Genomic DNA, 24554 nt, shown 5'->3' with positions numbered 1-24554 from the left:
CGCTGCCGTGTGCGCCTCGTTACGCACGGACGGCAACACTGTAGCTATGCGGCTGCCTCGACTGCGCGTGGCCCGGCGCATAGCGGCTGCTCGAGCCTTCGCTCGTCTGCGCATGAGCGGCTGTGCGAGCCTTCGCTCGACCCGGCGCGGTGTGGACGGAACCCGTCCGGATGCGTCTACCTCGGCGTACCCTCCCCGGCTCAGGAGCGTGGCTTACGGCGCTCCGGTCGTTTGGCGCCCTCGCGCTCCCGGCGCTGGCCGCGGCTGAACGTGCGATGCTGCGGCGGACCCGAGTCCAGCTGCAACTGGATCAGCACACCACTGATCCTGGTGCGCCGCAATGCCTCCAGCGTCTCCGCGGGCAGCTGCGCGGGCAGCTCCACGAGGCTGTGATCGGGGCGGATGCTGATGTGCCCGAAATCGCTGCGGCGCAGGCCGCCTTCGTTGGCGATCGCGCCGACGATCGCGCCGGGCACCACGCGATGCCGCTTGCCGACGCTGATCCGGTAGGTCGCCAGCTCCGTTCCGCTGACGCGGTGGTGCGACCCGCCGCGGTCCTCCTCGAACCGCCGCGCGGGCCGCTCGCGCAGCGGACGATCGCGCTGCGGGCGCTCGGCCGGCTCCGGCTCGGGCTCCATGAAGAAGTTGTCGCCGTCGTGCGAGCCGACCGCCAGTGCCGCCGCGATATCGGCCAGCGGGATGTTGTGCTCGCGCTCGTAATCCTCGATCAGCTTCCGGAACAGCGCGATATTCGACGAGGTGAGGTTCTCGGTGATGGCGTCGCCGAACTTGGTGACGCGCTGGGCGTTGACGTCTTCCACGCTGGGCAACTGCATCTCGGTCAGCGGGTGCCGGGTGGCCCGCTCGATCGACTTGAGCAGGTGCCGCTCGCGCGGCGCCACGAACAGCAGTGCCTCACCGCTGCGGCCGGCCCGGCCGGTGCGGCCGATCCGGTGCACGTAGGACTCGGTGTCGTGCGGGATGTCGTAGTTGACCACGTGCGAGATGCGGTCCACGTCCAGCCCGCGGGCGGCGACGTCGGTGGCGACCAGGATGTCGAGCGAACCGGACTTGAGCTGGCCGATGGTGCGCTCGCGCTGGTTCTGCGCGATGTCGCCGTTGATCGCGGCGGCGGAGAAACCCCTGGCGCGCAGCTTCTCGGCGAGCTCCTCGGTGGCCTGCTTGGTGCGGACGAAGATGATCATCGCCTCGAACGACTCGACCTCGAGGACCCGGGTGAGCGCGTCCAGCTTGCGCTGATGCGAGACCAGCACCCAGCGCTGGGTGATGTTGGTGGCCGTCGAGGTCTTCGCCTTGACCGTGATCTCGACCGGATCGTGCAGGTACTGCTTGGAGATCTTGCGGATCGCCGGAGGCATGGTCGCGGAGAACAGCGCCACCTGCTTGTCCGAGGGCGTGTCGGCGAGGATGCGTTCGACGTCCTCCTGGAAGCCCATCTTGAGCATCTCGTCGGCCTCGTCGAGCACCAGGTATTGCAGCTGCGACAGGTCGAGCGTGCCCTTCTCCAGGTGATCGATCACCCGGCCCGGCGTACCGACCACGACGTGCGCGCCGCGGCGCAGGCCCGACAGCTGGACGCCGTAGCTCTGGCCACCGTAGATCGGCAGCACATGCAGGCCGGGGATGTGCGCGGCGTAGCGGCCGAACGCCTCGGCGACCTGGATCGCGAGCTCGCGGGTCGGGGCGAGCACGAGCGCGCGCGGGCTCCGGCCGGTGGCCTCCAGGCCCATCAGGATCGGGATGGCGAAGGCGGCGGTCTTGCCGGTGCCGGTCTGCGCGAGACCGACCACATCGGCGCCGGAGAGCAGCGGGGGAATCGTCGCGGCCTGAATCGGCGAAGGCGATTCATAGCCGACGTCGGCAATAGCGGCGAGGATGCGGTCATCGATACCGAGATCGGCGAAAGACGGGCCGTCGGTGTCCCTGTCGTTGTCGCCAGGAACGCTGTCGACCTGATTGGTACTCATTGACCAGCAGTTTACTGCCTCGTGCTGGCCGTCCCGGCCACCGCCCCAATACGGTGAGATCTATGCAACTGGACGACTCGCCCGCGCATCAGGACCGGACGCCGGATCAGCTGGACGTGGCGGTCGTCCAGTTCGCCCCCTCGACCGACCCTTCGGCCAACCTCGGCGCGCTGCGCGAACACGTGCGCGCGGCCGGCGAGCGTGGGGCGCGCGTGGTGGTCGCGCCGGAATACTCGATGTTTGCCGTGACCCGTCTCGACGAGCGGGTCGTCGCCGTCGCCGAGCCGTTGACCGGCCCGTTCGTCACCGGACTCGGCGATATCGCCCGCGAATTCGGGGTGTTTCTGGTCGCCGGAACGGTAGAGCAAGTCGCCCCCGGTGGTGACCGGATTCGCAACACGCTCGTCGTGCTCGGACCCGACGGCGGCCTCGTCACGCGGTACCGGAAGGTGCACCTCTACGACGCCTTCGGGCACGTGGAGTCCGACGTGGTCGAGCCGGGCGCGATCGAAGCGCCGGCCACCTTCACCGTCGCGGATGTCACATTCGGCATGCAGACCTGCTTCGATCTGCGCTTCCCGGAAGGCGTGCGCCGGGTCGCCGCCGCCGGCGCGCAGGTGCTGCTGCTGCCCGCGCAGTGGATTCCAGGGCCGGGGAAGGTGGACCAGTGGACGACGCTGGTGCGTGCCCGCGCCATCGAGAACACCGTGTACGTGGCCGCCGCGGATCAGGCAGCACCGCGAGGTGCGGGCGCCTCGATGATCGTGGACCCGACCGGTGCGGTGCTCGCGGAACTCGGCGACGAGCCCGGTGTGCTGACCGCGGGCATCGACCTCGCGTACCTGAGCAAGGTGCGCACCACCAACCCGAGCCTCGCGTTGCGCAGATTCTCGATCGCCGCGCGCGGACCGGAGTAGCGTTCGAATCGATGGTCTACACCGATCGGACCTCGGCCGGTCGCGCGCTGGGTGCGCATCTGGAACACCTGCGGGCGTCGAACCCGCTGGTGCTCGGCCTGCCCCGGGGCGGGGTCCCGGTGGCCGCCGCGGTGCGCGACGTGATCGGTGGTGACCTCGACGTCCTCTTGGTTCGCAAGCTGGGTGTGCCGTGGCAGCCGGAGCTGGCCATGGGCGCCATCGGCGAGGACGGCGTGCGTGTGCTCAACTCGGACGTGCTGGCGCACACCGGCGTATCGCAGCAGCACGTGGCCGCGATCGAGGCCAGGGAGCGCGCCGAGTTGGAACGGCGCAAGCAGGTGCTGCGCGGCGACGCCCAGCCGATTCCGCTGGAGGGACGCACGGTGGTGATCGTCGACGACGGGATGGCGACCGGCGCCACCGTCGCGGCCGCCTGCCGGGTCGCGCGCCTCCACCAGCCCGCGCGGGTCGTGGCCGCGATACCGGTCGCCTCGACGGAGGCGATGCGCCGGGTGGCCGACGAGGCCGACGAGGTGGTCTGTCCGTGGGTGCCGCGCTCGCTGGGCGGCGTCGGCGGCGCCTACCGTGACTTCCATCAGCTCGGGGACGCGGAGGTCACCGCGCTGCTGTGCTGAGCGCGCTCAGATCTCGGTGATGCCCTTGCGATGGCGCTGCGCCAGCTCCGCGTAGAAGCCCGGGTTCAGCCGCACCCACATCTGGGCTTGCGTGCCCTCGATCGGGCGCTTCACCTCGGCGGGCGATCCCGCGGCGAGCACACCGTCGGGGATCTCGGCGCCGGGCGGCACCAGCGAATGCGCGGCGATCATGCTGCCCGCCCCGATGGTGGCCAGGTCCAGCACCGTGGTGCCGTTGCCGACGATGGCCTCGGCGCCGACCGCGGCCCCGTGGAAAACCACGCTGTGCGCGATGGTCGCGCCGGAACCGATCTCCATCGGCACGTCCGGCGGCACGTGCAGGACCGCGTTGTCCTGGATATTGGCGCGTTCCCGGATGACGATCGGCGCCAGGTCCGCCCGCAGCACCGCGCCGTACCAGATCGAGGCGCCCGCCTCGACTCGCACATCGCCGATCAGCGTCGCGGTCGGCGCGATGAACGCCGACGGATCGACCTCGGGACGTTTGCCTTCGAATTCATAGAGTGGCACTCGTACACCGTAAGCAGTCCGCTCCAGCCGTCAACCCGATGACCCTGTCGACGGCGCCGGTGCCGATAGCCACGGGCGCTCCGCTACCAGGTTCGGTCCAGTCATCGCATGTCACACTCGCGGCCGGTCCATCGTCTCCTCGACAGATACGTGAAAACGAACTGCGAAGGGAACGTGATTCCGATGACCACCGCTTACTACATCGTTGGTGTCCTGTCCGCCTTGTGGATCGGCTTCTCGGCCTACTCCCTGCTCACCAGGCAGAAGTTCGTCGTGGAGCCCTTGGTGGAGTACGGCGTACCGAAGTCGTGGTGGAACTGGCTCGGCTCGGCCAAGGCCGCCGGGGCGGTCGGCCTTGTGGCCGGCTTCTTCATCCCGGTCGTGGGCGTGGCCGCCGCCATCGGTCTCATTCTCTACTTCACCGGTGCCGTTGTGACCACGCTGCGTGCTCGCTCCTACAAGACCACGCCGTTCCCGCTGCTGTACATGGCCCCGGCAATCGCCACCCTGGCATTGCAGGCGGCCAGCTGAACTCGACTGCGCGCCAGGGATCCGGCCGGAACGTATCGTCCCGGGCCGCGTTCCCACGCGGCAGAGTTCCGCCGGGCGTTCAGCGTTGGGCGTAGGCCGTGGACGTGCGCGCGGCCGCGCTGACCAGCGGGCGCAACTGGGCGGCGAAACGGTCCGCGGTCACGGCGACGATGTCGACGTCGGTACCGGTGCGCACGGCGTATCGGCCGTCGGCGACGACGTCGATCCAGCACAGCACGCCGAACGGGCGCGGCTCGCCCGTGCCGCGGCGGGCGGAGACGACGATCTGGCCGATGCCATCGCGCGGTTGCTTCAGCAGCTTGCGGATCCGGGCCGGCGTGGACGGACCGGCGACCGGGATGGTCACCAGATTGCGGCTGTCCTCGCCCACTTGGGCACGGGGAGCGGTCAGGCGCCCCAGGGTGCCAGGAACGTTTTCCGGCAGCATCGAAACCACCCGCGCACATAGGTTTTTAGAGCTGCCGACGAACAACCGCACGTCGCCTCCGCGATCCGCCGTCGCACCCGCCCGCTGCGCCGCGACCACCGCGACGTTGCCGGTTACGGCGCCGAGAATCCGGATTGGCCGTGGAGCCGTGCCGGGTGCCTGCTCGCCATTCGCCGACGGTGCCGGAGGCGGCGTCAACGGTCCGCCATCCCGGTGCGGAACGCAGGTCGCCGGGGCCGGTGCCGAATCACGCTGACCGAACACCTCGATCCGCAGGTCCGGCTGCGCGAGAACGCGCAGCGCCGCTTCCAGATCCGCGTCCAGCACGTCATCGCACCAGCGCTCGAGCGCTGGCAACTGCGCTGCTCGCTCCCCGGTGTCGCGTGCGGACAGACGTACGGCGAGGGGATAGGGGATTCGATCGCCGTCGGTGCGCGACCAAGCCAGCGCGAACTGGTCCGGGGTCAGCGTCCAGTTCACTCGTACTCGGCCCATTCGCCCAGCACGGGCGGCGTGGTCGGATCCATCGACCCGATGAGTTCACCGCCGTCGTCGGAGGGCTCCAGGAAGGTCGGGAGGTCGTCCAGGTCGAATTCGTCGTCTTCGTCGTCGACGGGCACGGCTCGCGCGCTCGCGGCGTTCGCGGCCGGGCTCGGCCCCGAGCGCGGGGCGTCGGCCGCGGCCAGCGCGCCGCCCATCAACCCGCCCACCGCGCCGGCGCCGAGGCCGGTGACCGCATCGCCGCTGTCGTTGTCCTTGCGCCGCTCGTCACGCTTGCGCTGGTCCTCGGGCGGGAGCTGGCTACCCGCGCCGGGCACGATGACCGGCTCGCCGGTCGCCGATGCGGAGGCGGTCCTCGGTCCAGGTGCGCTCGTCGTGGGAACGGCGCGGACCCCGGACGCGGCCGGGACCGTCGAGAGCGGTGTCTCGGCGGCGGATACGACGCGGGGCGTCGCCGTCGGTGCGTCTCCCGCGACGGGGGTGCCGGTCGGTGTGACTCCCGCGGTTGTCGTCGTCGGGTTGTCGTCGGCGGGGGTCTGGGCAGTTGGCGCCGCGCTCAGGCTGGGCTCCACTGTCCGGCTCGGACCTTGGGGGGCGCTTTCGAGCGAAATCGACTGCGCACCACGGGAAATCGAGTCGGCTCCGGTGATTCTGCTCGCCGGTGCGGCAGCGGACGGGGCAGGTGCCGGGTCGTCCAGTTCGTCGGGGAACGCGGGCACGTCGGTGCCGGTCCGGATGAACACGCCCGCGTAGATGTCGTTCATCGCGCGCACGACATCCTGACGTGCGTGCTCGCTCGCCTTCTGGCCCTCGACATTGCTGGTCGCCTGGTCCGGATCCAGCAGCGCCGCACCGAGATCCGGCGTGCCGTCGGCGGGCTCGGATACCGCGGCCCGCAGCGCCTCCGCCGCGTCGCTCGCCTGTCCGAGGCGTTGCGAGACCACGGCGAAAACGTCGGCGAGGTCTTGGCCGCTCTGCTCGAACACGCGCACCACCGCATCCGCGTTCTCAGCGGCCGCGCCGCGCCAGCCGTCGGCGATGACGGCGCGAATCTCGGTGTGCGCCTGGAAGATCGCGTCGGCGAGATGCGCCGCGGCGTCGCCCCAGGCCTGCTGGCCACCCGCGAGGACGCCGGGATGCAGCAGCTGGACCTTGGCGTGGATCTCCGCATGGGTGAGGTTGTCGAACATCTCGACGTTGGGCGAGTAGGCGGGGTCGGTGCGCCGGTGGGTGGCCCGCTCACCGGCGCGCGGCATCTTACGCATGAGCGGCTCCCGTCACGTCGATCCGCTCGACCGCCACGGCGAGCGCCTGGTCGGCGTTCTGGTACGCCGCGGCGGCGGCACGGAAGGTCTGCGCGAGTTCCCGTGCCTCGGCGGCATATTCGGCGAGCCGGGCGATCGCGCCGTCGGCCTTGCGCTCGAAACCGCCGCGCAGCGCGTCACCCGAGGCGAATCCGCCGAAACCGGGCAGCGACGTTGCCGCGCTCAAGATACGAATCTGCGCCTCTACCCGGTCGGCGAGCTGCTCGTACTGCCGTGCGCACCGCTCATGTGCGCCGTCGGCGACCAGCAGGCCGTCGATCCACAGCGAGCCGTCGTCGACCGCCCGGTTCAGCGCGGCGACGTCGATACCGGGCGCGGTGACCTCGGCGGGTGGCTCTCCGCCGAACCCGTTCTCCTGCGATGGCATATGCGCCGTCCCCCTTCCTCATCCGAAGAGCGTGTTCGGTTTACGGACGTCGTGCCAACCCCACGACGACACCCTGTATCCAGTTCGCGACGTCGGCAGTGACCCGCGCGTGCACCGGCTCGTGCAGCAGGTCGTGCCCTGCGTCGGTGTACTGCCGTAAATCTACCGATTCGTGGCGGCTAGTCCATACCCTGATCGCATCGATCGGTGCGCGCCGATCATCCACTCCGTGCACCGCGAGCACCGGAAGTTCGCGTGGCAGCGGCGTTCCCGGCGCGCCTGGCGCTCCGCCGCCGAGCGCGCGCTTCGGGACGCCGGACAGTACGAGTCCCGCCAGCTCCCGCGCGGGCAGGGCGGGTCGCAGCGGATAGTCCGACGCGGACGCAGCCGAATCCGGTGTCGCATGCGCTGGATCAGGTACCGCGGCACCGAGCGTGGCCAGCGCCGTGACCGCGCCGAGCGAGTGTCCCATCAAGATCACCGGCCGCGGCTGCGCGGCCCGGACCAGCTCGACGAACCGCGTCGCGTCATCCGCCAGCTCGGTCAGGGTGCCCGGCCGCCGCGGGTCGCCCTCGCTCAGCCCATGTCCGGAGGTGTCCAATGCCCACACCTCGGCCGCGGCGGAGTTCATGGCGCGCGCGAAGCGGTGATAGTGACCGCTGTGCTGACCGATTCCGGGTAACAAGACGACGCTGTACAGCGCGTTTTCCATCGGCCACCGCCGATAGTGCAACCGGCCGCGCGCGCCGTCGAAGAAGGGCATGCACCGATAGTGCCAAAGATCGTGTCGCTGATGGACCGCACAATTTCCGGTGAAAGGCGGTTACACTGCGCGGCGACCCGCCCCTTATCCCGAGTCCGAGGTGCCCGTTGCGAAGCTTCTGCCGTCCAGGCGCCTTGCTCTTGTCCGCCGCGGCGGTCGCCCTCGCCGGTGCGTTCGCGCCGATCGCCACCGCGGCGCCGTCGGTCGCCTCCTGTGCGCCCGCCGTCGCGGCTACCGCGGTGCCCGCCGGGCTGCCGGTGCTCGACTGGGCGGAGAACCTGGGGTACGACGCGCAGGGCAATCTGTGGGTTTCCCGGCTGTACCGCAACGAGGTCCAGCGCTACGACGCCGCGGGCAAGCTGACCGCGACCGTGCCGGTGGAATTTCCTGGCGCGGTCCGGCTCGGCCCGGACGGACTGCTCTACGTCGTCTACGGTGACGCGCCGGTCAGCGTCGTCCGCCCCGGCGGGGTGATCCGCTTCGATCCGAGCGCGGCCGCGCCGCAGCCGGAGATCTTCGTCTCCGGCTTCACGATGCCGAACGGCGCGGCGTTCGACCCGGCCGGAAACCTCTATGTCGCGACCATTTCCGGTGTGGTCAAGGTACGTCCGGACGGAGCTGTCGACGCCGCGTGGAGCGAGGCGGTGGCGGGGCTCGCCGCCAACGGCGCCGCCGTCCACGACGGCGTGCTCTACGTGACCGCCAACGGCGGCCCGCTGGGCCGGATCGTCCGCATCCCGCTCGCCGCGCCCGCCGCCCGCAGCGCCGTCGCCGATCTGTCCTCGCCGCTGCCCGGCCTGCCGGACTTCGCCGACGACCTCCTGGTCGACCAAGCGGGCATCCTCTACGTGACTACCCTCGCAGGCCAATTGGTCCGCGTCGATCCCGCCACCGGCGCCGCGTGCGCGGTCCTCAACGGCCAGCCGCTGACCGCCGTCGCCGCGGTTCCCGGCAGCCCGGATGAACTGCTCGCGAGTACCGAGGTCGGCACCATCCTGCGAGTCCGGCTGTCCCGCTGATCGACTGGCCGACTGGGCCGTGTATGGCAGCGACTGGATATCGGTGGTCGGCTGTCCGCATCGATAGCGGGGTGGGTGCGATGTGCGTCAGGCTGCCTTGCCGGAAAAATTGGACAGCTCCGTATATTGGGATTGGTTTTTCTTCGCGCCGGTTCGTTGATCTGTGGTGTTCCAGAATTCGAGTTCGTTTCGATTCGGGCTGAACCGCTGGACGGGGCTTTGTTCGAATCCGCGCGATGTGTCGGGGCGTTCTTGCTGGTGATCGACGTGTCTCGCCGAAATGCACACATGGTCGAATCCCGTGAATTCATCGTGTGACATGTCAAGCTGTGAGCCGGATGCAGTTTCCATAACTGGCAGGAAGGAATCGTATGTCGCAAGGCGATTCGGTCATCGGAATCACGTCCGAAGAGGTCGCTCGGATCTCCGTCGAAGGGGCCTGGGATGATCAGGGCGCGGTCCGCCCGGAAGCTGTTCACTTCGCTTCGAACTTGGTGGCTGCGGTCAAAAAACGCAGCGGCACGGGGCTGGTACCCGACGACGTCGGGGAGTTGGTGAACCAGGCGTTGAACCTTGTCGTGCCGACATTTCCGCGTATAGAGGCCGAAGATGGGACCGGCCTGTCGGCACACATGCTGCGGCAGGTCACGACCCGGCCGTGCCCGCTGGTGATCATTCCTGCCGGATGGACGCCGGTGGGGTGGCCGTTGTTCGAGTACGCGTACCTCACGCTCGCGGTCAAGGGCTACCACGTGCTGGCCTACACCCCACGCGGAATCGGCTGGTCCACCGTCCCGGGCACAAACCTGCCGTGGTTGGGGACGTCCGAAGGCACCGTCCATGTCGCCGGTCGACTGGATCGGACGGACGGTATATCGGTGCTCGAATATGCGATAGACGCGTGCGCCCCCAGCGCCGTCGCCTTTATGGGCGAGTCGTACGGCTCCGGCATCAGCCAGTTGGTGGCCGCGCACGACGACCGGGTCGACGTGGTCGTCGCCCTGAGTACCTGGGGCAACCTCGCTACCAGCTTGTACGACAACGGCACCCGCCATCTCAGGGCTGTCCAGGCTCTGGTCGGCCTCACCGGGGGCGCGAAAGAGGACAAGTTCGATGCGGAGGCTCTGAGCATTCTGGCGAAATTCGCCGAAGGCCGGGAAATGCAAGACGTCGTCGATTGGGGCACGGAGCGCTCGCCGGAAACCTACATCGATGGCGACACCCGCGCGGTTCCGACCTTCTTTTCCAACACCTGGCACGAGGGACTTTTCCCCGTCAACCAGGTTCTGGAAACCTTCGACAAGCTTCCCGAACCCAAAAGGCTGAACATGTGGATCGGCGATCACGCGGCTCCGGAGGGACCTGGCCTGATCGCCCCGCCCGCGCCGGGCGCCGGGCCGAATCTGCCACTGTCCGAGGCGTATGCCTGGCTCGACTATCACCTCAAAGGCGTCGACAACGGCGTGGACAGCTGGCCGCAGATCAGCAACCAGGTCATGTTCACCTACGTCACGACCCCGGCAGGTGACCAGAACACGATCATCGAACCGGCCCGGCGGGAGGAGCGGGCGTCGTGGGCCGACGTCACCACCGAGATCGAGTCACTGACCCTGACCGATGAGCGCGAAGGCGGCGACGGCGCGCTGAGCCCGCAGAACACGTCCGGCTGGCAGCGCAGCTTCACCGTCGGTGACGAGCCGGAGGTCGTCGCGATGGACAAGCTCATGACGACCGGCCAGGAGGAATGGTCCGGCAACCCGAAGATCTACCGAACGAACGAGATCGAACGCAGCCATGCCCTGATTTGGTCGACTGGGCCGCTGGTCGCACCGAATAGTGGCGTAGCCAGACGGATTCGTGGAATTCCCCGGCTGCAAGTGACCCTGGAGAGCACCCACGAGTCCGCGACTGTGGTGGCCTACCTGCTCGATGTCGATGAAATGGGCGCGGGGCGGATCATCACCCACGAGCCGAAGACCGTCGACTCCGGGATGCCCGCCACTGTCGTCTGGGAGTTGCAGGCAGCCGCCTACGACGTGCCGGACGGCCACCGGCTGATGCTGGTACTCGACGGAATGGATTTCCTCTATTCCACGGCCAACTCGATCGGCTCCACGATCACCATCAGCTCCTCGGAGAGCGCCCCGTCCTATCTGGAGCTGCCGCTCGGCTGACGCGTGTGGCCCGGTCTCGAAAGGAGCTCGGGCCACACCGCGGTCGACCGCTGCCGCCGCGGCGAGACGTGCCCCGGTCAGGCATCGTTCAAGCGCACCTGGACACTGACGCGGCCCTTGTCATCGCGTCGGGCGACGGCATGCCCGGATCGTTCGACGCCATCCAACCGCAGCGAGAGGGGGCCGCCCGCGCCGAGAAAGTTGCGCCACCACGCCTTCCGGTCCGGCAGGGCCACATTGATCGTGACTTCGTCGCCGGAGCGCCGAAAGGCCACCGGTGTACTGATCGTCCGCCCGGATCGCCGGCCGACGTAGGTGACCTCCGTGATGTTCCGGCCCACCAGCGGCCCGATCCACGGCGCCTTGGTGAGTGCCAGGAACCCGGCGTTGAATCCGCGCACTACCGTTCCGAGCGCCATTCTCAGCTCCATCAGTTGTCGTGATTGCCGAACGAGTATCGAGTCCCAATCTAGTGTTCCCTCGGCGATGGAGCAGGGTAAGTGACATTCGGGAACGACCTCCAGCGTGGATGCCGGTCCGGCGGACAGTCGCGCGTCGGTGTGTCCGGACATCGACGGATACGGGGGCAATCGAGCGATGAGTTTTGGTGACTCGCGGGGTCTAACTTGGTGAGGCCGTTCCGGTCTCGTGGAATCAGGAGGGACCGATGTCGACGGACCAGGAACCGACGAGGCGGCGGCTGGCCGACCACCCGACCGTCAAACAGGTGACCGAGCGGGCGCGGACCACGCCTGATCCGGTCGTGACCACCGCGCGCCTGCGGGAGATCTGCCTCGCCGCAGGCGCGGACGATGTGGGCTTCGTTCCGGTCGACGATCCGAGGGTGGCGGAAGAATTCGAGCACGCGCGGGGGATTCTGCCCACGGCCCGCACGTTCGTGGCGTTCTGTGTGCGGATGAATCGCGACAATCTGCGCAGTCCTCTGCGTAGCCTCGCCAATACCGAGTTCAACCACGCCGACGACGAAACCAACGAAGTGTCGCGCCGTATCACCAGGGCCCTCCAAGATGCCGGCTACCGGGCTGTCTATCCCGCACCGGGGTATCCGATGGAGGTCCATCAGTTCCCTGGCCGCATCTGGGTAATCGCTCACAAGGTGGTAGCAGAGGCCGCGGGCTTGGGCGTCATGGGTATACACCGCAACGTCATTCACCCGAAATTCGGCAACTTCATTCTGCTCGGCACGGTCGTCACGGATGCCGTGGTAGACGAGCCGAGCGCGGCCCTGGAGTTCAATCCGTGTCTCGAGTGCAAGCTCTGCGTCTCCGCGTGCCCGGTCGGTGCGATCACCAACGACGGTGGTTTCGATTTTCAGGCGTGCTACACCCACAACTATCGAGAGTTCATGGGCGGCTTCACCGATTGGGCCGAAACGGTCGCCGACAGCGCGGACCGCGACGAGTATCGCGAACGCGTCACCACGGGCGAGTCGTTCTCGATGTGGCAGAGCCTGTCGTTCAAACCCAGCTACAAGGCCGGTTACTGCATGGCAGTGTGCCCGGCCGGCGAGGACGTGATCGGCGCGTTCCTCGACGACCGGAAGGGACACCTCGACGAGGTCGTGCGTCCGTTGCAGAACAAATCGGAACCCGTCTACGTGCTACCGGGATCGGCCGCCGAGGAACACGTAGCGCGCCGGTTTCCGAACAAGACTCCGAAGCCGGTGACCAATGGTTTTCCGGACGAGGTCAACGCATTGCTCGATCAGATCGGCCCCCGGCCTCGACCGCGTAACGCCCCGGACTGATCACCGGTCTCGCCGGGTGACCCCACCGCGGCGCGGGTGTTCGCTTGGGCTTCACCTCGGCGAGATCACAGGTATTCGGCTACGACCTGGTAGAGAGCCGGATTTGCGCTGGCGACCTTTCTGGCGGCGTCCACCGATTCGACGACGACCGGATTGGCTCCCGCGGCCTCGCAGGCTTCGACACTATCCCAGTGTGCGACGTTGACCAGTTGGAATCGGGTATCCGGAAGGAGTGCCCGGTGCAGGCGTACATCGCGGAAACCCGGTGCCTGGCGCATGATCCTCGCGCGTTCGTGCCAGTTCGTGATGAATTCATCGATTTCGTCGGCGGGTATTTCGAAGACGTTGATGAAGGTGACGCCGTCGCTGGTCATCCGAGTCCTGTCTGCTCGTAGTTGATGGGTGCCTCAGGTGACGCCGGGGACTCATGGCCGGCTGTCGCACCGATCGAAACGACCGGTCGCGCAACGACATCGCACCCGCGAGAGCTACCCGGACGTCACAGAACAAGTCTCCGCACGCCGACAGGGTCCCTCGAGGACCTGCTACCCACAGATACGGACATCCGCTGTCGACTCTTATCTCGATAAACATCGCCCGGCCACTCCCTAAACGCACGGGCGCGGGTTGCGGCAGTTCACTGCTCGTACGGCTCCAGCAGTGAGTCCCACCACGCGAGCAGGTCGTCGGGGTCGAGAGCCTCCGGGTCCCGGGCGGCGATGAGACCGCGAAGCTCATCGACGAGTGGTTTGCGATCGGCGAACGGCGTCTGGACGATTCGCTCGACCCGTTGGCTGAAGAGCCCGTAGCAGTACACGAAGTCGGCGATCGTGGAGTTGATGAACATGAACGGGCCATCCGGGTAGAGGCTGAACACCTCTTCTCGGCCGCGCTCGATCGCGAACGGCACGGTGCCGGTGTCATCGCCGAACACGATGAAGGTCCGCTCTCCCCGTACGGCGGGGTTGAGCAGCCGCTCATCGTGGTAGAACGTGAACTCGAGCGGGTGCTCGATCGGCAGCCCGACCGCGATCAGGAATGCTGCTGTGCCGGCCGAGACGTGCGGCCCGACGAGGTGGGCCGGAATCGGCGCCAGCGAGCCGCTCCACAGCTCACGAACGTCGTCCCATTGATTTACCGCGGTCTCCCGTCGAACGTAGAACACAAATGTCAGCGCATTGTCGCATTCCCCAGTCGAGGACCCTTGGCGCAGATGTCCGGGCTCCGCATCTCCCCGGGGGTTATCCGACGAGGGTCTGTGTTCCTATGACGCTCAGGACCGCCAGGCGGGCGGCGTCTTCGGTGCCGGGTTGGGCTGTGTAGACCATGATGCGCAGGTCGCTGCCGTCGACGCTGAGGACGTCGCAGTCCAGGGTCAGTGCGCCGACGTGGGGGTGATCGATGGTTTTGCGGGCGGCTTGGTGCCGGCCGAAGGCGCTTGATTCCCAAAGCCTGTCGAAGTGAGCGCTGCGGCGGCGTAATTCGGCGATGAGAGAGTGCAGCTTCTCGTCATCGGGGTAGCGGCTGGCGGTGCGGGACAGGTCGGCGACTTGTGCTTGCTGGAGAGCGGCTTTGGATTCGGGGGTGTGGCGTACGCGGCTGTGGGGGTTGAGGAAGTTGCGCCAGACCGCGTTGAGGTCGTTGCCGTCCCATTCCCCCATGAGTGCCGTATAGAGGGGATTGGCGAGCAGCTGGGTCCAGGCGGCGTCGAAGACGGCGACAGGCGTGCCGGTCAGCCGGTCCAGCATGCGGTGCACGCTGGGGGTGATGTGCCGCGGAACCATGCCGGGGCCTGGTGGGGCGAGGCCGGCCAGGTGGAAGAGGTGGGCGCGTTCCTCCTGGGTGAGTCGCAGCGCGCGGGCCAGGGCTTCGACGACCTGCGGTGAGGGATTGGTGGCGCGTCCCTGTTCGAGCCGGATGATGTAGTCGGCGGAGATGCCGGCCAGCTGGGCCAGTTCCTCGCGGCGCAGCCCGACGGCGCGCCTGCGTCCGCCCGCGGGGAGGCCGACGGCCTGGGGCGAGACGTGATCGCGCCAGCGGTGCAAGGCCGCGCCGAGTGCTGTGGTCGCCATGCCGTCGATTGTGACGAGCGAATAGCTGCCTGTCCTGGTACCGCCACTCCCAGGAAAACGGGTCTACTACCTGATCATGCGTTTCGAGCCGACCGTGGAGGCATGACAGAAGCACGAACAGCCGCAAGGCCCGTCGTGGGGTTCATCGGGCTGGGTGACCAGGGCCTGCCCATGGCCACCGCGATTGCCGAAGCGGGCTTCCCCCTGCACGCCTGGGCCCGGCGCCCCGTCTCCCTGGACAGCCTCGGCACGGTCGCCCACCAACGGCACGACACGGTCGGTGAGCTGGCGGCCGCCTGCGACCTCGTCGGCTTGTGCGTCCGTACCGACGACGACGTCCTGCAGCTGGCCGGCCAGTTGCTCGAAGGCCTGCGTCCTGGCGCGGTCGTCGTCAACCACGGCACCGGACTTCCCAGCAACGCCGTGCGGCTGAGCGAGCTGTGCGCGAAGGGCGGTGTGGAGGTGTTGGACGCGCCGGTCAGCGGAGGCCGCCCGGCCGCGGAAGAGCGCCGACTGACCACGATGGTCGGCGGTCCGCAGTCCGCGGCCGAGCGCTGCAAGCCCGTGTTCGAGTCCTTCTCCCGCCACGTGGTGCACCTCGGTGACGCCGGCGCGGGCCAGACGGCGAAGCTGTTCAACAACGCGCTGCTGATGATGAACCAGGCCGCGATCGGGGAGATCGTCGAACTGGCAGTAGAGCTGGAGCTGGATCCCAGCCGGCTGGTGGAGCTCCTCCAGCTGGGCAGCGCCGCCAGCGCAGCACTGTCCCTGCTGAGTGCCATCGTGCGGCCCGACATCGTCGAACACCTCTCCGTACTGGAAGTGCTGGACATCGAGCTGTTCGACCAAGCCATGCGCGAAGCCGGAATCGACTCCACCGCCGTCACCGAGCGTGGCCTGGCCGGAGCGCGCGGACTTGCGCGGCTGCTGGACCGCCTCGACACCTGAGGCCGTCGCCGAGTACGCCGACCGAACACACACTCACTCCGGCCACTTCGGCCCACACCCGAAAGGAACAGCACGCATGAGCAAGCTCGCCCTGATCACCGGCGCCACCTCCGGCATCGGCAAGGCATTCGCCGAACGCCTCGCTGCGGACGGCCACGACCTGATCATCGTCGGCCGCCGCAAGGACCGCCTCGAGGAGTTCGCCGCCGACCACCCCGAAGTCACGGTCCGCGCTGTCGCCGCCGACCTGTCCACCGAGACCGGCATCGACACCGTTGCCGAGATCTGCTCAGGAGAGCCGCTGACCATGCTCGTCAACAACGCCGGCGTCGCCCACTACATGCCGCTGGCCCAACTGCCCGCCGACAAGGCCCGCGAACTCGTCCACGTCAAGGTCGTCGCCCCCACCATGCTCGCCCGCGCTGCCGTCACCGGCATGCAGGAACGTGGCGAAGGAAAGATCATCAACGTGGCCGGGATGATCGCCTTCAGCGGCCCCGCCGACGGTTCCGTCATGCCCCGCCGTGCCGTCTACGCCGGCACCCTGGCCCACCTCGTCGCCATGTCCCAGACGCTCAGCGCCGAACTGGAAGGCACCGGCGTCCAGGTCGAGGTCCTCTGCCCAGGCATCGTCGCCACCGAATTCCACGAGCGCCAAGGCCTCGACCTGAGCGCCGTGCCCCGCATGACCGCCGACGAGGTCGTCACCGCCGGACTGCGCGGACTCGAGCTCGGCGAAGTCGTCTGCGCCCCCGGCGTGGAAGACGCCGGCCTCCTCGACGCCGTCTTCAAGGCCGACCTCGCCGCGTTCGGCGGACAGAGCCCCGAACTCGCCTCCCGCTACCGGGCCAACTGAACCAGTTCCATCTCGCCCAGCCGAGACCCAAACCGGCGCCGAAGTCGTTGCGGCGAAGGCGGAGTAAGTATGCCGGTGTGCCCCAGTCGGTTCGGCTGCCACTGACATAGGCGGCAGCGTCGGCGGCGGGTAGGGCGATGCCGACCGAGGCAGACGTGCCCACCATGACCCCGGACGAACGCGCCGAGTGGGACCTCATGCAGACCTGGATGACCGGCGTGAACCACCACGTGCTGCTGCACGACGCGCCGCAGACCTTCGCGCACGCCTGGACCGACTCGCTGGCGGGTCTGCTCGCCTGGTTGATGCAGAAGTTCACCGAGTTCGCCCCGCTCGCCGACCGCGTCGAGGACGTGATCAGCCGTGACCACCTGCTGACCAACATCAGCCTGTACTGGTTCACCAACACCGCGGCCTCGTCGTCCTGGCCGATGTACAACGGCCTCGGCGAGGGCGGGTTCGCGTGGCCGAAGGGCCAGAAGCTGGTGCCGACCGGCACTTACGGCGGCGGCTCCGCGCTCATGCGGCGACTCGCCGAACAGGACAACACCATCCTGCATTGGCCGGAGGGCAACACCGGCAACCATTTCGTGGCGATGGAGTGCCCGGACGCGCACGCCGCGGACATCCGCGCGTTCTTCGCCATGTTGCGCTGAGTAGATCAGGGCGGCGCCGCCTCAGGCGCGGTGCCGCTGGCGTCGGCGCAGGTGTACATGATCGACGTCCGCCGCAGCGGACGCGGCCACGTGGGTTATCTCCAGGTCGGTCATTTGATGGACATCTGTCTATGTATTCTAGACATCTGTACATGAAGTCTGAGAGAGTGGATACGCCGATGGAGATGACCGCGAATGTGCTGGTCGGCCTTGTGGCCGCGCTGCACGCATACATCCTGGTTCTGGAGATGTTCTTGTGGGAGAGGAAGCCGGGCCGAAAACTCTCCGGCTTCGATGCGCCGATGGCCCGCGCCACCGCCCCGCTTGCCGCGAACCAAGGTCTCTACAACGGGTTCCTGGCGGCCGGGCTGGTCTGGGCTCTGATCGCCGAGGAACCGACCAGGTTCGGGATCCAGGTCTTCTTCCTCGTCTGCGTGCTCGTCGCTGGACTGTACGGCGGCCTCACCGCCAACCGGCGCATCCTGACCGCCCAGGCGTTGCCCGGGGCGCTGGCGCTCGTCGCCGTCCTGCTGGCCCGGTGACTTCGGTGCAGGCAGATCCCCGCACCGCACGGACCCGGGCCAAGCTGCGGCGGGCACTGCTGGAGGAGTGCGCCAGCCGCCCGCTGGCAGAGGTCAGCGTCGCCGCGCTGGTGCGCCGGGCTGGGGTCGGCCGCGCTACGTTCTATCTCCACTACGCCGACCTGGAGGCGCTCGCCGTCGACGCCTGCGCCGATATCGTCCGCGATGCCGTGGAGGCCCTGCACGCCTGGCGCGGTACACCCGACCCCGCCACCCCGCCGCCCGCCCTGCTTGCCTTCTTCGACCGTCTCACCTCGCATGCCGGGCTCTACCGGGAACTACTGCGCCCGGGCGGCAGCGGCCCGCTCGGCCAGGTACTCCATCAGGATCTACGCGCCCGCAGCCACACCGAGCGCACCCTGGTCGGTGCGCCGGAGCCCGATCTGGTCGCCTCGGCCGTGGCCGCGACCTTCGCAGGGGTGCTCGCCGACTGGCTGCACGGCCTCATCGAGGCGACCCCCGCCGAGATCGCGCAGCGGGTCTGGCGCCTGCTGGTCACCCTGCACCGCACCCCGCTGCCCTGACGAGCGCCCCCAACGACCCCCGCCTGCCGTGGTGTTCACCCGTCATCGGAAGTCGACCCGGACGCCTCGGGCGTGAAGTGGTCTTCTCCTGCGTCCCCGCCATTGCTTCGTCTTCCGCCTGGACCGATCGGCCGCGGGTGGTGTCTGTCCCGGGTTCGCGGTGACTGCGTGCCGCCCACGTCGCGGACATCCGCGCGTTCTTCGCCCTGCTGGGCTGTATTCCGCAGCGGCACCGCATCCGGTGACTTGGTGCGGGTGCCGCTCGGCCGTTGCCGCGCGAGGTCACGAGCCAGCCTCCAGTGTGCGATATCGGGCGCCCGGCAAGAACCGACAGGTACCGTCACAAGTGGGTAGCCATCATCGGCGGAGGAGCACGCCATGAACGACATTCCCCCGAATGAGGTCGGGCGCAGGCTGCGTGAGATCCGTTCGTGGCGCGGGCAAAGCCTGGAGGTTGTCGCGGGCCTGGCTGGTATCAGTTACGGATATCTCGGCCGCCTCGAACGTGGGGAGCAACCGCTATCCAACCGGCACACCGTGGAGGCGCTGGCGCGGGCGTTGCAGGTGGCGCCATCGGAATTGACCGGGCGACCGTGGGAGTCACCGGACGGTGTCACCGCAGCGGCGCACAGCGCGTTGATCGCATTCGAGAACGCCTTGGATGAGTGCGAACTCGGTGAAGACCTCGAGGTTCCTATCCGGCCGTGGCCGGAGATCGCCGCAGATCTGCGGCGGCTGAGGCGTTATCGTCAGGCCGCCGACTACGCCGCTCAGGGCGGGCTTACGCCGGGGTTGCTCAGCGAGTTGCACGCGGCGCACGTGCGGATGCCCGAGTTACGCGAACAGGTTCTGCGCGGGCTGATCATCTGCTACGACGCGATGGCGTGGGCTACCAAACGGTTGGGGGGCCGTGGGCTGCCGTTGCTGGCGGCGAAGGCGGCGTACCAGTGTGCGGAGGAACTCGGGTCGCCCGCGTCCATCGGGTTCGCAGTGTGGTTGCGTGGCAGTGTCGCCGGAGAGGTGTCACGGAGTAAGCAGTACAACCGATCAGTAGCAATGGCCGACCAGCTCAGCCCACATCTGGACGACTCGGCCACGATCCAGAGCTACGGAATGCTGCACCTGAACGCGGCTCTGGCTGCGGCCGTTCAGGCGGACCGCAGCACCGCCGAAACCCATCTGGACGAGGCAGCGGCGGTGGCCGCGCGGATGGACGACGAAGTGGGTACCTTCGGTGGGTTCTGGTTCGGACGTATCAATGTCGATATTTGGCGGTCTTCGATCGGTCTGGAACTCGGAGACGGCGTGCGGGCTGTGGAACAGGCCGCACATGTGCCTGTGGAGGCCATTCCCAGCCCAGTGCGACAGGCGAACTACTACGCCGAGGTCGGTCGGGCTCTGCTCGTTGAACCGAAGTGCCGAGATCGAGGCTTGGCAATGTTACTGAAAGCGGAAGAGATTGCCCCCCAACGTGTCCGGAGTGATTTCTTTGTTCGTGAGGCCGTGGCCGATCAGCTTCGGACGGCTCGGCGTGATGCGGGCGGCCGTAACCTGCGCGGCCTGGCCTGGCGTCTCGGCATCGCACCCGACTTGGCACCGAAGAACTGACTCCGATCCATCGCTGTCTGTCCCTTGAGGACAGATCCCTTGTGCTGCAACTCATAACGTTGCGTCCGGCCCCGACGCCGGGGTGAGCAGTACGCACCACTTCTCCTCTGGGCGCTTTCTCGCTTCGCCTGTGTGGCCGTGCTGGCGTGTGTGTTGATGCCCTCGGCGTCGGGTGCCTTACCACAACCGATCGCCCGCAGGAGGTAGACCGATGCATGCGCCCGCCGACGTCATACACCGATACCACTACTACCGGCACGCCTGCGGATTGCCGTGCTACGTCGACCGTGAGGCGCACCGCATCGTGCTACGCGCGGGAGTTCCGGTCGGCGCGGTGACGATGCCCGAGCTCTGGGGAGAAACGGTGCGCGACCGGCTTGCGAGACAGGGTTTGCGCGGGCCGATCGTCTGGCACCGTTCGCGGCGCTGGACCTTCTTGACCAGGGCGGAGCCGCCGGAGTTGGCGGGCGACCACGTCATCGCGGCGCGGTTGATGCGGCTGAGCGCCTCGATCGTCCCGGCGGGCGGTGAGATCGCGTTGCCCGGCCCGGCCGACGAGCTGGCGGGCTATCGCCGGTGGGTGGTCGCACCGCGAGATCCATACCGCCCCAACATGACCACCGTTGTGGAGACACTGCTCGACTATTCGGCAAAGGCGGTGCGTCGATGAACGGCTCAGATCGTTGCCGGAGGGGCGCATCATGATCGCGAGCGATCCGTTGCCCTCCAAACACCAACTGCTGCGGGCCTGCAGGGGCGATATTGCCAATGACCATCCGCTACTGCGCTTCGCCCATGAACTGTCCTGCCTGCACGAGCGGCGCCTGTGCGCGAACCGTGACACCGCAGACGACATCGACATCCTGCGCGCTCGCCTGGTGCGCGATATCGACCGCTGGGTTACTGCGCAACTCCCACCGTCACACGGCGCGGCCTTGGTACACACCGAGACCATCGGCGCGGTTGTCGACCGTCTGGGCCAGCTCACCGCCTGCGCCTACGCCGCACTGGCCAGTACGTCCCCCGGTGAACTGGGCGATGTCTGGGAACGGCTTGCCGAGCTGGCCATCGGCTATGAGGACATGGCGGCGGAAGTGCGTGCCGGGCGGCGGCGTTTGCCCGGCGGACCATAGGGGCGGTAACAGGGTTTCGCCACTGCGCACTACGACTCGAAGCGCGTTGCTGCGCTTGCCGCCTCGCTGAACCCAACGGTAAAGTCGGCCGAAGTCACGGGGGCGGAGGAGCCGGTCCGGCCCACGGCAGAAGCACTAGCCATCACCGGCAGTGAGGGAGCCGATGACGAGCAGGGGGAATACTCTTCGAGCCGTCGCGCTCGCGGCCGGTGCAGCGCTGGTACTCGCCGCATGCGGGAACAATTCCGACGGTACGCCGACCGCGACCGGGCAGAACACGTCTGTAAGCGCCAATGCCTCTACGGCGAAAACGTCACCCGCTAAGGGTGCGGCTCCGTGGGATCCCTGCACGCTGCCGGACGACGCTGCGCGTGCATCTGGATTGGATCCAGCCAGCAAGAAGCAGGGCACCGCGGGGGTGGAGTTCGACGGTTGGAAAAGTTGTGACTGGCGTGCTTTCGCCCGTTGGTACAACCTTGGCATTCTCGCCGGGACACCGACGCTAGCAGATGTTCAAAATCGCCGAGATTTCGTTGACTTCAAGCCCTTGAGTATCGCGAATCGCCGTGCAGTCCAGTTCAATCTTGCTAGCGATGATGACCATCTCGGATGCGGTGTTGCTGTTGAATCCCCAGGCGGAACGGTGATATTTGACATGCTTGGGCGCTATGGCGAGCCTCAGCAAGAGGAGCCGTGCACTGTAGCGGTGAGGCATGCATCCGACCTTGCCAAGTATCTGCCAAACGGATAGGTGTTCCTATGGCTGAAGGAAGTACGTCGACGTGGCGGCAGTTGCTCAACTCTGCCAACGCAGGCGAGCTACTCCTCGACGAGAACGTCGGAAACGGGCTAGCGCAAGACTGTGATCGCCACCTCGAGAGTCTACGAGATATCTTGCTCGTGGCGCGGAGGGTCGAGCTTGTCTCGGGCTTCGGTGGATTTCCGTCGGGTCAAGTTCTGGAAGAGAAGTTTTCGCTAAAAGGCTCCACTGGCGCAGATTCGATCCAGACCCGGATCAAAGAGCACATCGACGAGGTAATGCTTATGAAGGAAGTATTCGAGAAGGCGATCGAGAACTTCCGGTCCGTCGACCAATCGAACTCCGACAAGATCGCCGGAATCGATATCCCGTCATGACCTACGAAGAGTATCGGGACCGGATCATCGCGGCGCAGGAGCAGTGGAACCGCGATCGGGCGAATATCTACACCCTCACGAACATCGGTAACGACCAGTTCGACGGGGATTACGAACCGCCGAAGATCACCAACGAAGACCTCGCGCTGTTCGAAACGCTTCCGCTGGAAGACTTGATCGGGCGGGTGGCCGCCATGAACCCGGGAACCGTACTCCAGGCCGCCGAGGCATGGTTCCAGATCGGCACCGCCTTCCGGGACACCACTGAGTCCTTCAATGCCAGCGTGCAGCGAACCATCGCGGGCGGGTGGTCGGGCCAGGCCGCGGGCAAGGCGTCCGAAGCGGTGCGGAAGTACAGCGACGGGGCGGGGCAGTTGACCCACGCCGCGCACCTGCTCCACCTCAAGCTGACCGAGATGTACACCGGCTTGCACCAGACCCAGGCGCTGACGCCGGGCATCACACAGGTGCCCGACCTGAAGGGCAAAACGCTTCCACAAGACGGCGTGATGAAATCGGGCGATTACACCACCGAGGAAGCTCGCGCCGAGGCGCAGCGCGTCCTCCAGACGGTGTACTGGCAGGTCGCGAACCAGACCGACAATGGGGTGCCGGTCATTCCGGCAGCGCCGAATGTCATCAGCGACTCACCCGGTCCCGCACCGTCGGGGCCCGGAGTGCCAGGAGCAACCAGCTCGGACAATGGCGCTGGACCCAGTACGGGCGACAAAGGCAGCGAGAGCCAGAACGGGCAGCCGGACCCGGGCACCCAACCGGCCGGGACCACACCGGAGTCGGTCACTCCCGCGGCTACCACAACCCCACAGTCGACCGCGCCAACTGCGCCCACTACTCCGCAGTCGACTCCCAATACCACCGCCTCTCCGGTCTCGAACGCTCCCGGTGTCACTCCACCCGGCACGCCGGGAGCGCCGACCGGCCGTACCCCGAGCGGCCGCACTCCCACCGGCCGCCCCACCGGCATTCCTGGTTCTCCCAATACCACTGGTGCCCCGGGCCGGAGTATCCCCGGCGTACCGCAGCAGCCCGCGGCAACCCCGGCTGCGGCGGCCGCGCGGTCGGGTGCACCCGGCTCCGGTCGCCCCGGAATGGCCGGGATGCCGGGGATGGCGCCGGGCGCGGCTCAGCGCAAGGACGACGAGCAGACCTCCGGCGTCAAGGACTATTTGATTACCAAGGCACACGGCGAGGAAGTCACCGGACTGGACTCGATGCCCAGGACGGTTCCACCGGTCATCGGCAGCAACCCCGATGAGTGAGTGGCGATTCAGCGGCCTCGAATTCCATATCCTGTGTGCCGCCTACGGCCGGGACCGGTTGCCCTATCCGATCCAATTCCGCCCACAGGCTCTGGATTTCGACGATTTGGCCAGGCAGCGGGACGCGGCAGTTGACGCACTGCTCGGAAAGCACTCGATCGAGCTGGAGCGCGCACTGGGGGTATTGCTCGAACCGGAGGTCAGAATCGAATCGAAGGGCTTCAGCGGCCCCGGCCTGACCCAAACCCTCAGGTTCCACGGTGCTGTCCAGGGCGAGGCCGCAGCGACTGTGACCCAGCTGCCTGGCTCGCTGCCCGATATCGGCGCGGATGTGATCGTAAAGTACTGCGCCGCAAGCCAAGTCGCAGCGTACGCGGTCGCGGCGCTACCGCACGCGCAGGCCGGTGCAAACCCGCCGATCGAAGTCCGCCGCGCGGAGGTCACTGCCGACCGGGAGCGGCCGGTACGCCGGGCGCACGAAGTGAGCATCGCGCAGCAGCTCGACCGCATCTTCAAACGCGTCCGCCGCGGCCTCGGTGAAATCACCGTGCTCCCAGGCCCCGCCGTCGACGCCCGCCCGTCGTTTGGACGCGGATTCTGGTGGATGGACTACGAGGACGGTCGCTACTACGTCAAAACCGGCGACCCGATCATCGCCAAGCCGATGAACGCCGCCGCGATGACGGCGGAGATCACCCGCCTCACCACCCTCACTCACCGCTACTACCTCGAAGACCGCGAGCACGACGAATACCTCCGCACCCGCCGCTGAGCCGATCGCACCGCCTGCCG

Annotated in this window: 29 protein-coding genes; 18 read left to right on the top strand and 11 right to left on the bottom strand. The window is 67.6% G+C overall.

Going from position 1 to position 24554, the window contains the following annotated elements:
- Positions 1-200: 200 nt before the first annotated feature.
- Positions 201-1988 (bottom strand): DEAD/DEAH box helicase, encoded by a 1788-nt coding sequence (locus tag IU459_RS17915; protein WP_195130675.1) that lies wholly within the window; start codon positions 1986-1988, stop codon positions 201-203.
- A 62-nt stretch (positions 1989-2050) separates the two neighbouring features.
- Between IU459_RS17915 and IU459_RS17910 the strand changes: the two genes are divergently transcribed.
- Complete coding sequence (locus tag IU459_RS17910) at positions 2051-2905, top strand: carbon-nitrogen hydrolase family protein (protein WP_195130674.1); 855 nt, start codon at positions 2051-2053, stop codon at positions 2903-2905.
- An 11-nt stretch (positions 2906-2916) separates the two neighbouring features.
- Entirely contained in the window at positions 2917-3540 is a 624-nt protein-coding gene (locus IU459_RS17905; protein ID WP_195130673.1) for a phosphoribosyltransferase, read from the top strand.
- A gap of 6 nt (positions 3541-3546) precedes the next feature.
- Here IU459_RS17905 and IU459_RS17900 read toward each other — a convergent pair whose 3' ends face one another.
- Positions 3547-4071 carry a gamma carbonic anhydrase family protein gene (locus tag IU459_RS17900; RefSeq protein ID WP_195130672.1) on the bottom strand — a complete coding sequence of 175 codons (525 nt, stop codon included), beginning with the start codon at positions 4069-4071 and terminating at the stop codon, positions 3547-3549.
- Positions 4072-4254: 183 nt separating this feature from the next.
- On the opposite strand from IU459_RS17900, the gene IU459_RS17895 reads away from it, so the two are divergent.
- Entirely contained in the window at positions 4255-4602 is a 348-nt protein-coding gene (locus tag IU459_RS17895; RefSeq protein WP_195130671.1) for a DoxX family protein, read from the top strand.
- A gap of 79 nt (positions 4603-4681) precedes the next feature.
- Here the strand turns inward: IU459_RS17895 and IU459_RS17890 are convergent, their stop codons facing one another.
- From IU459_RS17890 to IU459_RS17875, 4 genes are read right to left on the bottom strand one after another with little or no spacing between them, the layout of a single operon-like run.
- Positions 4682-5545: an ESX secretion-associated protein EspG gene (locus IU459_RS17890; RefSeq protein ID WP_228838073.1), complete on the bottom strand. Its 864-nt coding sequence runs from the start codon at positions 5543-5545 to the stop codon at positions 4682-4684.
- Positions 5527-6816: a WXG100 family type VII secretion target gene (locus tag IU459_RS17885; RefSeq protein WP_195130670.1), complete on the bottom strand. Its 1290-nt coding sequence runs from the start codon at positions 6814-6816 to the stop codon at positions 5527-5529. The genes IU459_RS17890 and IU459_RS17885 overlap by 19 nt, the downstream gene beginning before the upstream one ends.
- Positions 6809-7243 carry a hypothetical protein gene (locus IU459_RS17880; RefSeq protein WP_228838072.1) on the bottom strand — a complete coding sequence of 145 codons (435 nt, stop codon included), beginning with the start codon at positions 7241-7243 and terminating at the stop codon, positions 6809-6811. The genes IU459_RS17885 and IU459_RS17880 overlap by 8 nt, the downstream gene beginning before the upstream one ends.
- Before the next feature lie 40 nt (positions 7244-7283).
- On the bottom strand, positions 7284-8006 hold the full coding sequence (locus IU459_RS17875; protein ID WP_195130669.1) for an alpha/beta hydrolase: 723 nt from the start codon (positions 8004-8006) through the stop codon (positions 7284-7286).
- 107 nt (positions 8007-8113) lie between these two features.
- On the opposite strand from IU459_RS17875, the gene IU459_RS17870 reads away from it, so the two are divergent.
- A complete protein-coding gene (locus IU459_RS17870) occupies positions 8114-9025 on the top strand; it encodes an SMP-30/gluconolactonase/LRE family protein (protein WP_228838071.1) in 912 nt (303 codons plus the stop codon).
- An 87-nt stretch (positions 9026-9112) separates the two neighbouring features.
- Here IU459_RS17870 and IU459_RS17865 read toward each other — a convergent pair whose 3' ends face one another.
- Complete coding sequence (locus IU459_RS17865; RefSeq protein ID WP_195130667.1) at positions 9113-9376, bottom strand: hypothetical protein; 264 nt, start codon at positions 9374-9376, stop codon at positions 9113-9115.
- Between the two features lie 20 nt (positions 9377-9396).
- On the opposite strand from IU459_RS17865, the gene IU459_RS17860 reads away from it, so the two are divergent.
- Complete coding sequence (locus IU459_RS17860) at positions 9397-11199, top strand: CocE/NonD family hydrolase C-terminal non-catalytic domain-containing protein (RefSeq protein ID WP_195130666.1); 1803 nt, start codon at positions 9397-9399, stop codon at positions 11197-11199.
- 77 nt (positions 11200-11276) lie between these two features.
- Here IU459_RS17860 and IU459_RS17855 read toward each other — a convergent pair whose 3' ends face one another.
- Positions 11277-11618, bottom strand: a complete 342-nt coding sequence (locus tag IU459_RS17855; protein ID WP_228838070.1) for a nitroreductase family deazaflavin-dependent oxidoreductase — start codon at positions 11616-11618, stop codon at positions 11277-11279.
- A gap of 248 nt (positions 11619-11866) precedes the next feature.
- On the opposite strand from IU459_RS17855, the gene IU459_RS17850 reads away from it, so the two are divergent.
- Positions 11867-12967, top strand: coding sequence for a 4Fe-4S binding protein (locus tag IU459_RS17850; RefSeq protein ID WP_195130664.1), 1101 nt, complete (start codon positions 11867-11869; stop codon positions 12965-12967).
- A gap of 65 nt (positions 12968-13032) precedes the next feature.
- Here the strand turns inward: IU459_RS17850 and IU459_RS17845 are convergent, their stop codons facing one another.
- The 3 genes from IU459_RS17845 to IU459_RS17835 form a co-directional block, all read right to left on the bottom strand.
- On the bottom strand, positions 13033-13341 hold the full coding sequence (locus IU459_RS17845; protein WP_195130663.1) for an antibiotic biosynthesis monooxygenase family protein: 309 nt from the start codon (positions 13339-13341) through the stop codon (positions 13033-13035).
- A gap of 263 nt (positions 13342-13604) precedes the next feature.
- Positions 13605-14132, bottom strand: a complete 528-nt coding sequence (locus IU459_RS17840) for an SUKH-4 family immunity protein (protein ID WP_195130662.1) — start codon at positions 14130-14132, stop codon at positions 13605-13607.
- A gap of 76 nt (positions 14133-14208) precedes the next feature.
- Entirely contained in the window at positions 14209-15039 is an 831-nt protein-coding gene (locus tag IU459_RS17835) for a helix-turn-helix transcriptional regulator (protein WP_195130661.1), read from the bottom strand.
- Between the two features lie 102 nt (positions 15040-15141).
- On the opposite strand from IU459_RS17835, the gene IU459_RS17830 reads away from it, so the two are divergent.
- From IU459_RS17830 to IU459_RS17775, 12 genes are all read left to right on the top strand, one after another.
- Positions 15142-15987 carry an NAD(P)-dependent oxidoreductase gene (locus tag IU459_RS17830; RefSeq protein ID WP_195130660.1) on the top strand — a complete coding sequence of 282 codons (846 nt, stop codon included), beginning with the start codon at positions 15142-15144 and terminating at the stop codon, positions 15985-15987.
- A gap of 76 nt (positions 15988-16063) precedes the next feature.
- Positions 16064-16843, top strand: a complete 780-nt coding sequence (locus tag IU459_RS17825; RefSeq protein ID WP_195130659.1) for an SDR family NAD(P)-dependent oxidoreductase — start codon at positions 16064-16066, stop codon at positions 16841-16843.
- Between the two features lie 137 nt (positions 16844-16980).
- Positions 16981-17499 (top strand): hypothetical protein, encoded by a 519-nt coding sequence (locus IU459_RS17820; RefSeq protein WP_228838069.1) that lies wholly within the window; start codon positions 16981-16983, stop codon positions 17497-17499.
- Positions 17500-17651: 152 nt separating this feature from the next.
- Positions 17652-18041: a DUF1304 domain-containing protein gene (locus IU459_RS17815; RefSeq protein WP_228838068.1), complete on the top strand. Its 390-nt coding sequence runs from the start codon at positions 17652-17654 to the stop codon at positions 18039-18041.
- On the top strand, positions 18038-18604 hold the full coding sequence (locus IU459_RS17810; RefSeq protein ID WP_228838067.1) for a TetR/AcrR family transcriptional regulator: 567 nt from the start codon (positions 18038-18040) through the stop codon (positions 18602-18604). Before IU459_RS17815 ends, IU459_RS17810 begins: the two co-directional genes overlap by 4 nt.
- A gap of 378 nt (positions 18605-18982) precedes the next feature.
- Entirely contained in the window at positions 18983-20212 is a 1230-nt protein-coding gene (locus IU459_RS17805) for a helix-turn-helix domain-containing protein (RefSeq protein ID WP_195130658.1), read from the top strand.
- Between the two features lie 211 nt (positions 20213-20423).
- Complete coding sequence (locus IU459_RS17800; RefSeq protein ID WP_195130657.1) at positions 20424-20882, top strand: DNA-directed RNA polymerase subunit beta; 459 nt, start codon at positions 20424-20426, stop codon at positions 20880-20882.
- Between the two features lie 31 nt (positions 20883-20913).
- Positions 20914-21345, top strand: a complete 432-nt coding sequence (locus IU459_RS17795; RefSeq protein ID WP_228838066.1) for a DUF4254 domain-containing protein — start codon at positions 20914-20916, stop codon at positions 21343-21345.
- Positions 21346-21508: 163 nt separating this feature from the next.
- The gene (locus tag IU459_RS40110; protein WP_195130656.1) at positions 21509-22096 is read left to right on the top strand and encodes a DUF3558 domain-containing protein; all 588 of its coding nucleotides are present in this window, start codon (positions 21509-21511) and stop codon (positions 22094-22096) included.
- A gap of 8 nt (positions 22097-22104) precedes the next feature.
- On the top strand, positions 22105-22482 hold the full coding sequence (locus IU459_RS17785; protein WP_195130655.1) for a hypothetical protein: 378 nt from the start codon (positions 22105-22107) through the stop codon (positions 22480-22482).
- Positions 22479-23762, top strand: coding sequence for a PPE domain-containing protein (locus tag IU459_RS17780; RefSeq protein WP_195130654.1), 1284 nt, complete (start codon positions 22479-22481; stop codon positions 23760-23762). Before IU459_RS17785 ends, IU459_RS17780 begins: the two co-directional genes overlap by 4 nt.
- Positions 23755-24534, top strand: coding sequence for an ESX secretion-associated protein EspG (locus tag IU459_RS17775; RefSeq protein ID WP_195130653.1), 780 nt, complete (start codon positions 23755-23757; stop codon positions 24532-24534). Before IU459_RS17780 ends, IU459_RS17775 begins: the two co-directional genes overlap by 8 nt.
- Positions 24535-24554: the final 20 nt, after the last annotated feature.

It is taken from the genome of Nocardia amamiensis (genome assembly GCF_015477605.1).
In the GTDB taxonomy this organism is placed as follows: domain Bacteria; phylum Actinomycetota; class Actinomycetes; order Mycobacteriales; family Mycobacteriaceae; genus Nocardia; species Nocardia amamiensis_A.
The sequence above is the reverse complement of the archived record's forward strand: the minus strand, read 5'-3'. Positions and strand labels throughout refer to the sequence as shown.

What these genes read in the sequence shown, in the direction of transcription:
- IU459_RS17835 (WP_195130661.1), bottom strand. Translation starts at nt 15,039, where the DNA reads ATGGCGACCACAGCACTCGGCGCGGCCTTGCACCGCTGGCGCGATCAC.
- IU459_RS17815 (WP_228838068.1), top strand. Translation starts at nt 17,652, where the DNA reads ATGAAGTCTGAGAGAGTGGATACGCCGATGGAGATGACCGCGAATGTG.
- IU459_RS17875 (WP_195130669.1), bottom strand. Translation starts at nt 8,006, where the DNA reads ATGCCCTTCTTCGACGGCGCGCGCGGCCGGTTGCACTATCGGCGGTGG.
- IU459_RS17800 (WP_195130657.1), top strand. Translation starts at nt 20,424, where the DNA reads ATGCATGCGCCCGCCGACGTCATACACCGATACCACTACTACCGGCAC.
- IU459_RS17785 (WP_195130655.1), top strand. Translation starts at nt 22,105, where the DNA reads ATGGCTGAAGGAAGTACGTCGACGTGGCGGCAGTTGCTCAACTCTGCC.
- IU459_RS17890 (WP_228838073.1), bottom strand. Translation starts at nt 5,545, where the DNA reads ATGGGCCGAGTACGAGTGAACTGGACGCTGACCCCGGACCAGTTCGCG.
- IU459_RS17885 (WP_195130670.1), bottom strand. Translation starts at nt 6,816, where the DNA reads ATGCGTAAGATGCCGCGCGCCGGTGAGCGGGCCACCCACCGGCGCACC.
- IU459_RS17850 (WP_195130664.1), top strand. Translation starts at nt 11,867, where the DNA reads ATGTCGACGGACCAGGAACCGACGAGGCGGCGGCTGGCCGACCACCCG.
- IU459_RS40110 (WP_195130656.1), top strand. Translation starts at nt 21,509, where the DNA reads ATGACGAGCAGGGGGAATACTCTTCGAGCCGTCGCGCTCGCGGCCGGT.
- IU459_RS17910 (WP_195130674.1), top strand. Translation starts at nt 2,051, where the DNA reads ATGCAACTGGACGACTCGCCCGCGCATCAGGACCGGACGCCGGATCAG.
- IU459_RS17845 (WP_195130663.1), bottom strand. Translation starts at nt 13,341, where the DNA reads ATGACCAGCGACGGCGTCACCTTCATCAACGTCTTCGAAATACCCGCC.
- IU459_RS17855 (WP_228838070.1), bottom strand. Translation starts at nt 11,618, where the DNA reads ATGGCGCTCGGAACGGTAGTGCGCGGATTCAACGCCGGGTTCCTGGCA.
- IU459_RS17915 (WP_195130675.1), bottom strand. Translation starts at nt 1,988, where the DNA reads ATGAGTACCAATCAGGTCGACAGCGTTCCTGGCGACAACGACAGGGAC.
- IU459_RS17905 (WP_195130673.1), top strand. Translation starts at nt 2,917, where the DNA reads ATGGTCTACACCGATCGGACCTCGGCCGGTCGCGCGCTGGGTGCGCAT.
- IU459_RS17830 (WP_195130660.1), top strand. Translation starts at nt 15,142, where the DNA reads ATGACAGAAGCACGAACAGCCGCAAGGCCCGTCGTGGGGTTCATCGGG.
- IU459_RS17795 (WP_228838066.1), top strand. Translation starts at nt 20,914, where the DNA reads ATGATCGCGAGCGATCCGTTGCCCTCCAAACACCAACTGCTGCGGGCC.
- IU459_RS17775 (WP_195130653.1), top strand. Translation starts at nt 23,755, where the DNA reads ATGAGTGAGTGGCGATTCAGCGGCCTCGAATTCCATATCCTGTGTGCC.
- IU459_RS17820 (WP_228838069.1), top strand. Translation starts at nt 16,981, where the DNA reads ATGCCGACCGAGGCAGACGTGCCCACCATGACCCCGGACGAACGCGCC.
- IU459_RS17895 (WP_195130671.1), top strand. Translation starts at nt 4,255, where the DNA reads ATGACCACCGCTTACTACATCGTTGGTGTCCTGTCCGCCTTGTGGATC.
- IU459_RS17780 (WP_195130654.1), top strand. Translation starts at nt 22,479, where the DNA reads ATGACCTACGAAGAGTATCGGGACCGGATCATCGCGGCGCAGGAGCAG.
- IU459_RS17860 (WP_195130666.1), top strand. Translation starts at nt 9,397, where the DNA reads ATGTCGCAAGGCGATTCGGTCATCGGAATCACGTCCGAAGAGGTCGCT.
- IU459_RS17825 (WP_195130659.1), top strand. Translation starts at nt 16,064, where the DNA reads ATGAGCAAGCTCGCCCTGATCACCGGCGCCACCTCCGGCATCGGCAAG.
- IU459_RS17865 (WP_195130667.1), bottom strand. Translation starts at nt 9,376, where the DNA reads ATGGAAACTGCATCCGGCTCACAGCTTGACATGTCACACGATGAATTC.
- IU459_RS17880 (WP_228838072.1), bottom strand. Translation starts at nt 7,243, where the DNA reads ATGCCATCGCAGGAGAACGGGTTCGGCGGAGAGCCACCCGCCGAGGTC.
- IU459_RS17805 (WP_195130658.1), top strand. Translation starts at nt 18,983, where the DNA reads ATGAACGACATTCCCCCGAATGAGGTCGGGCGCAGGCTGCGTGAGATC.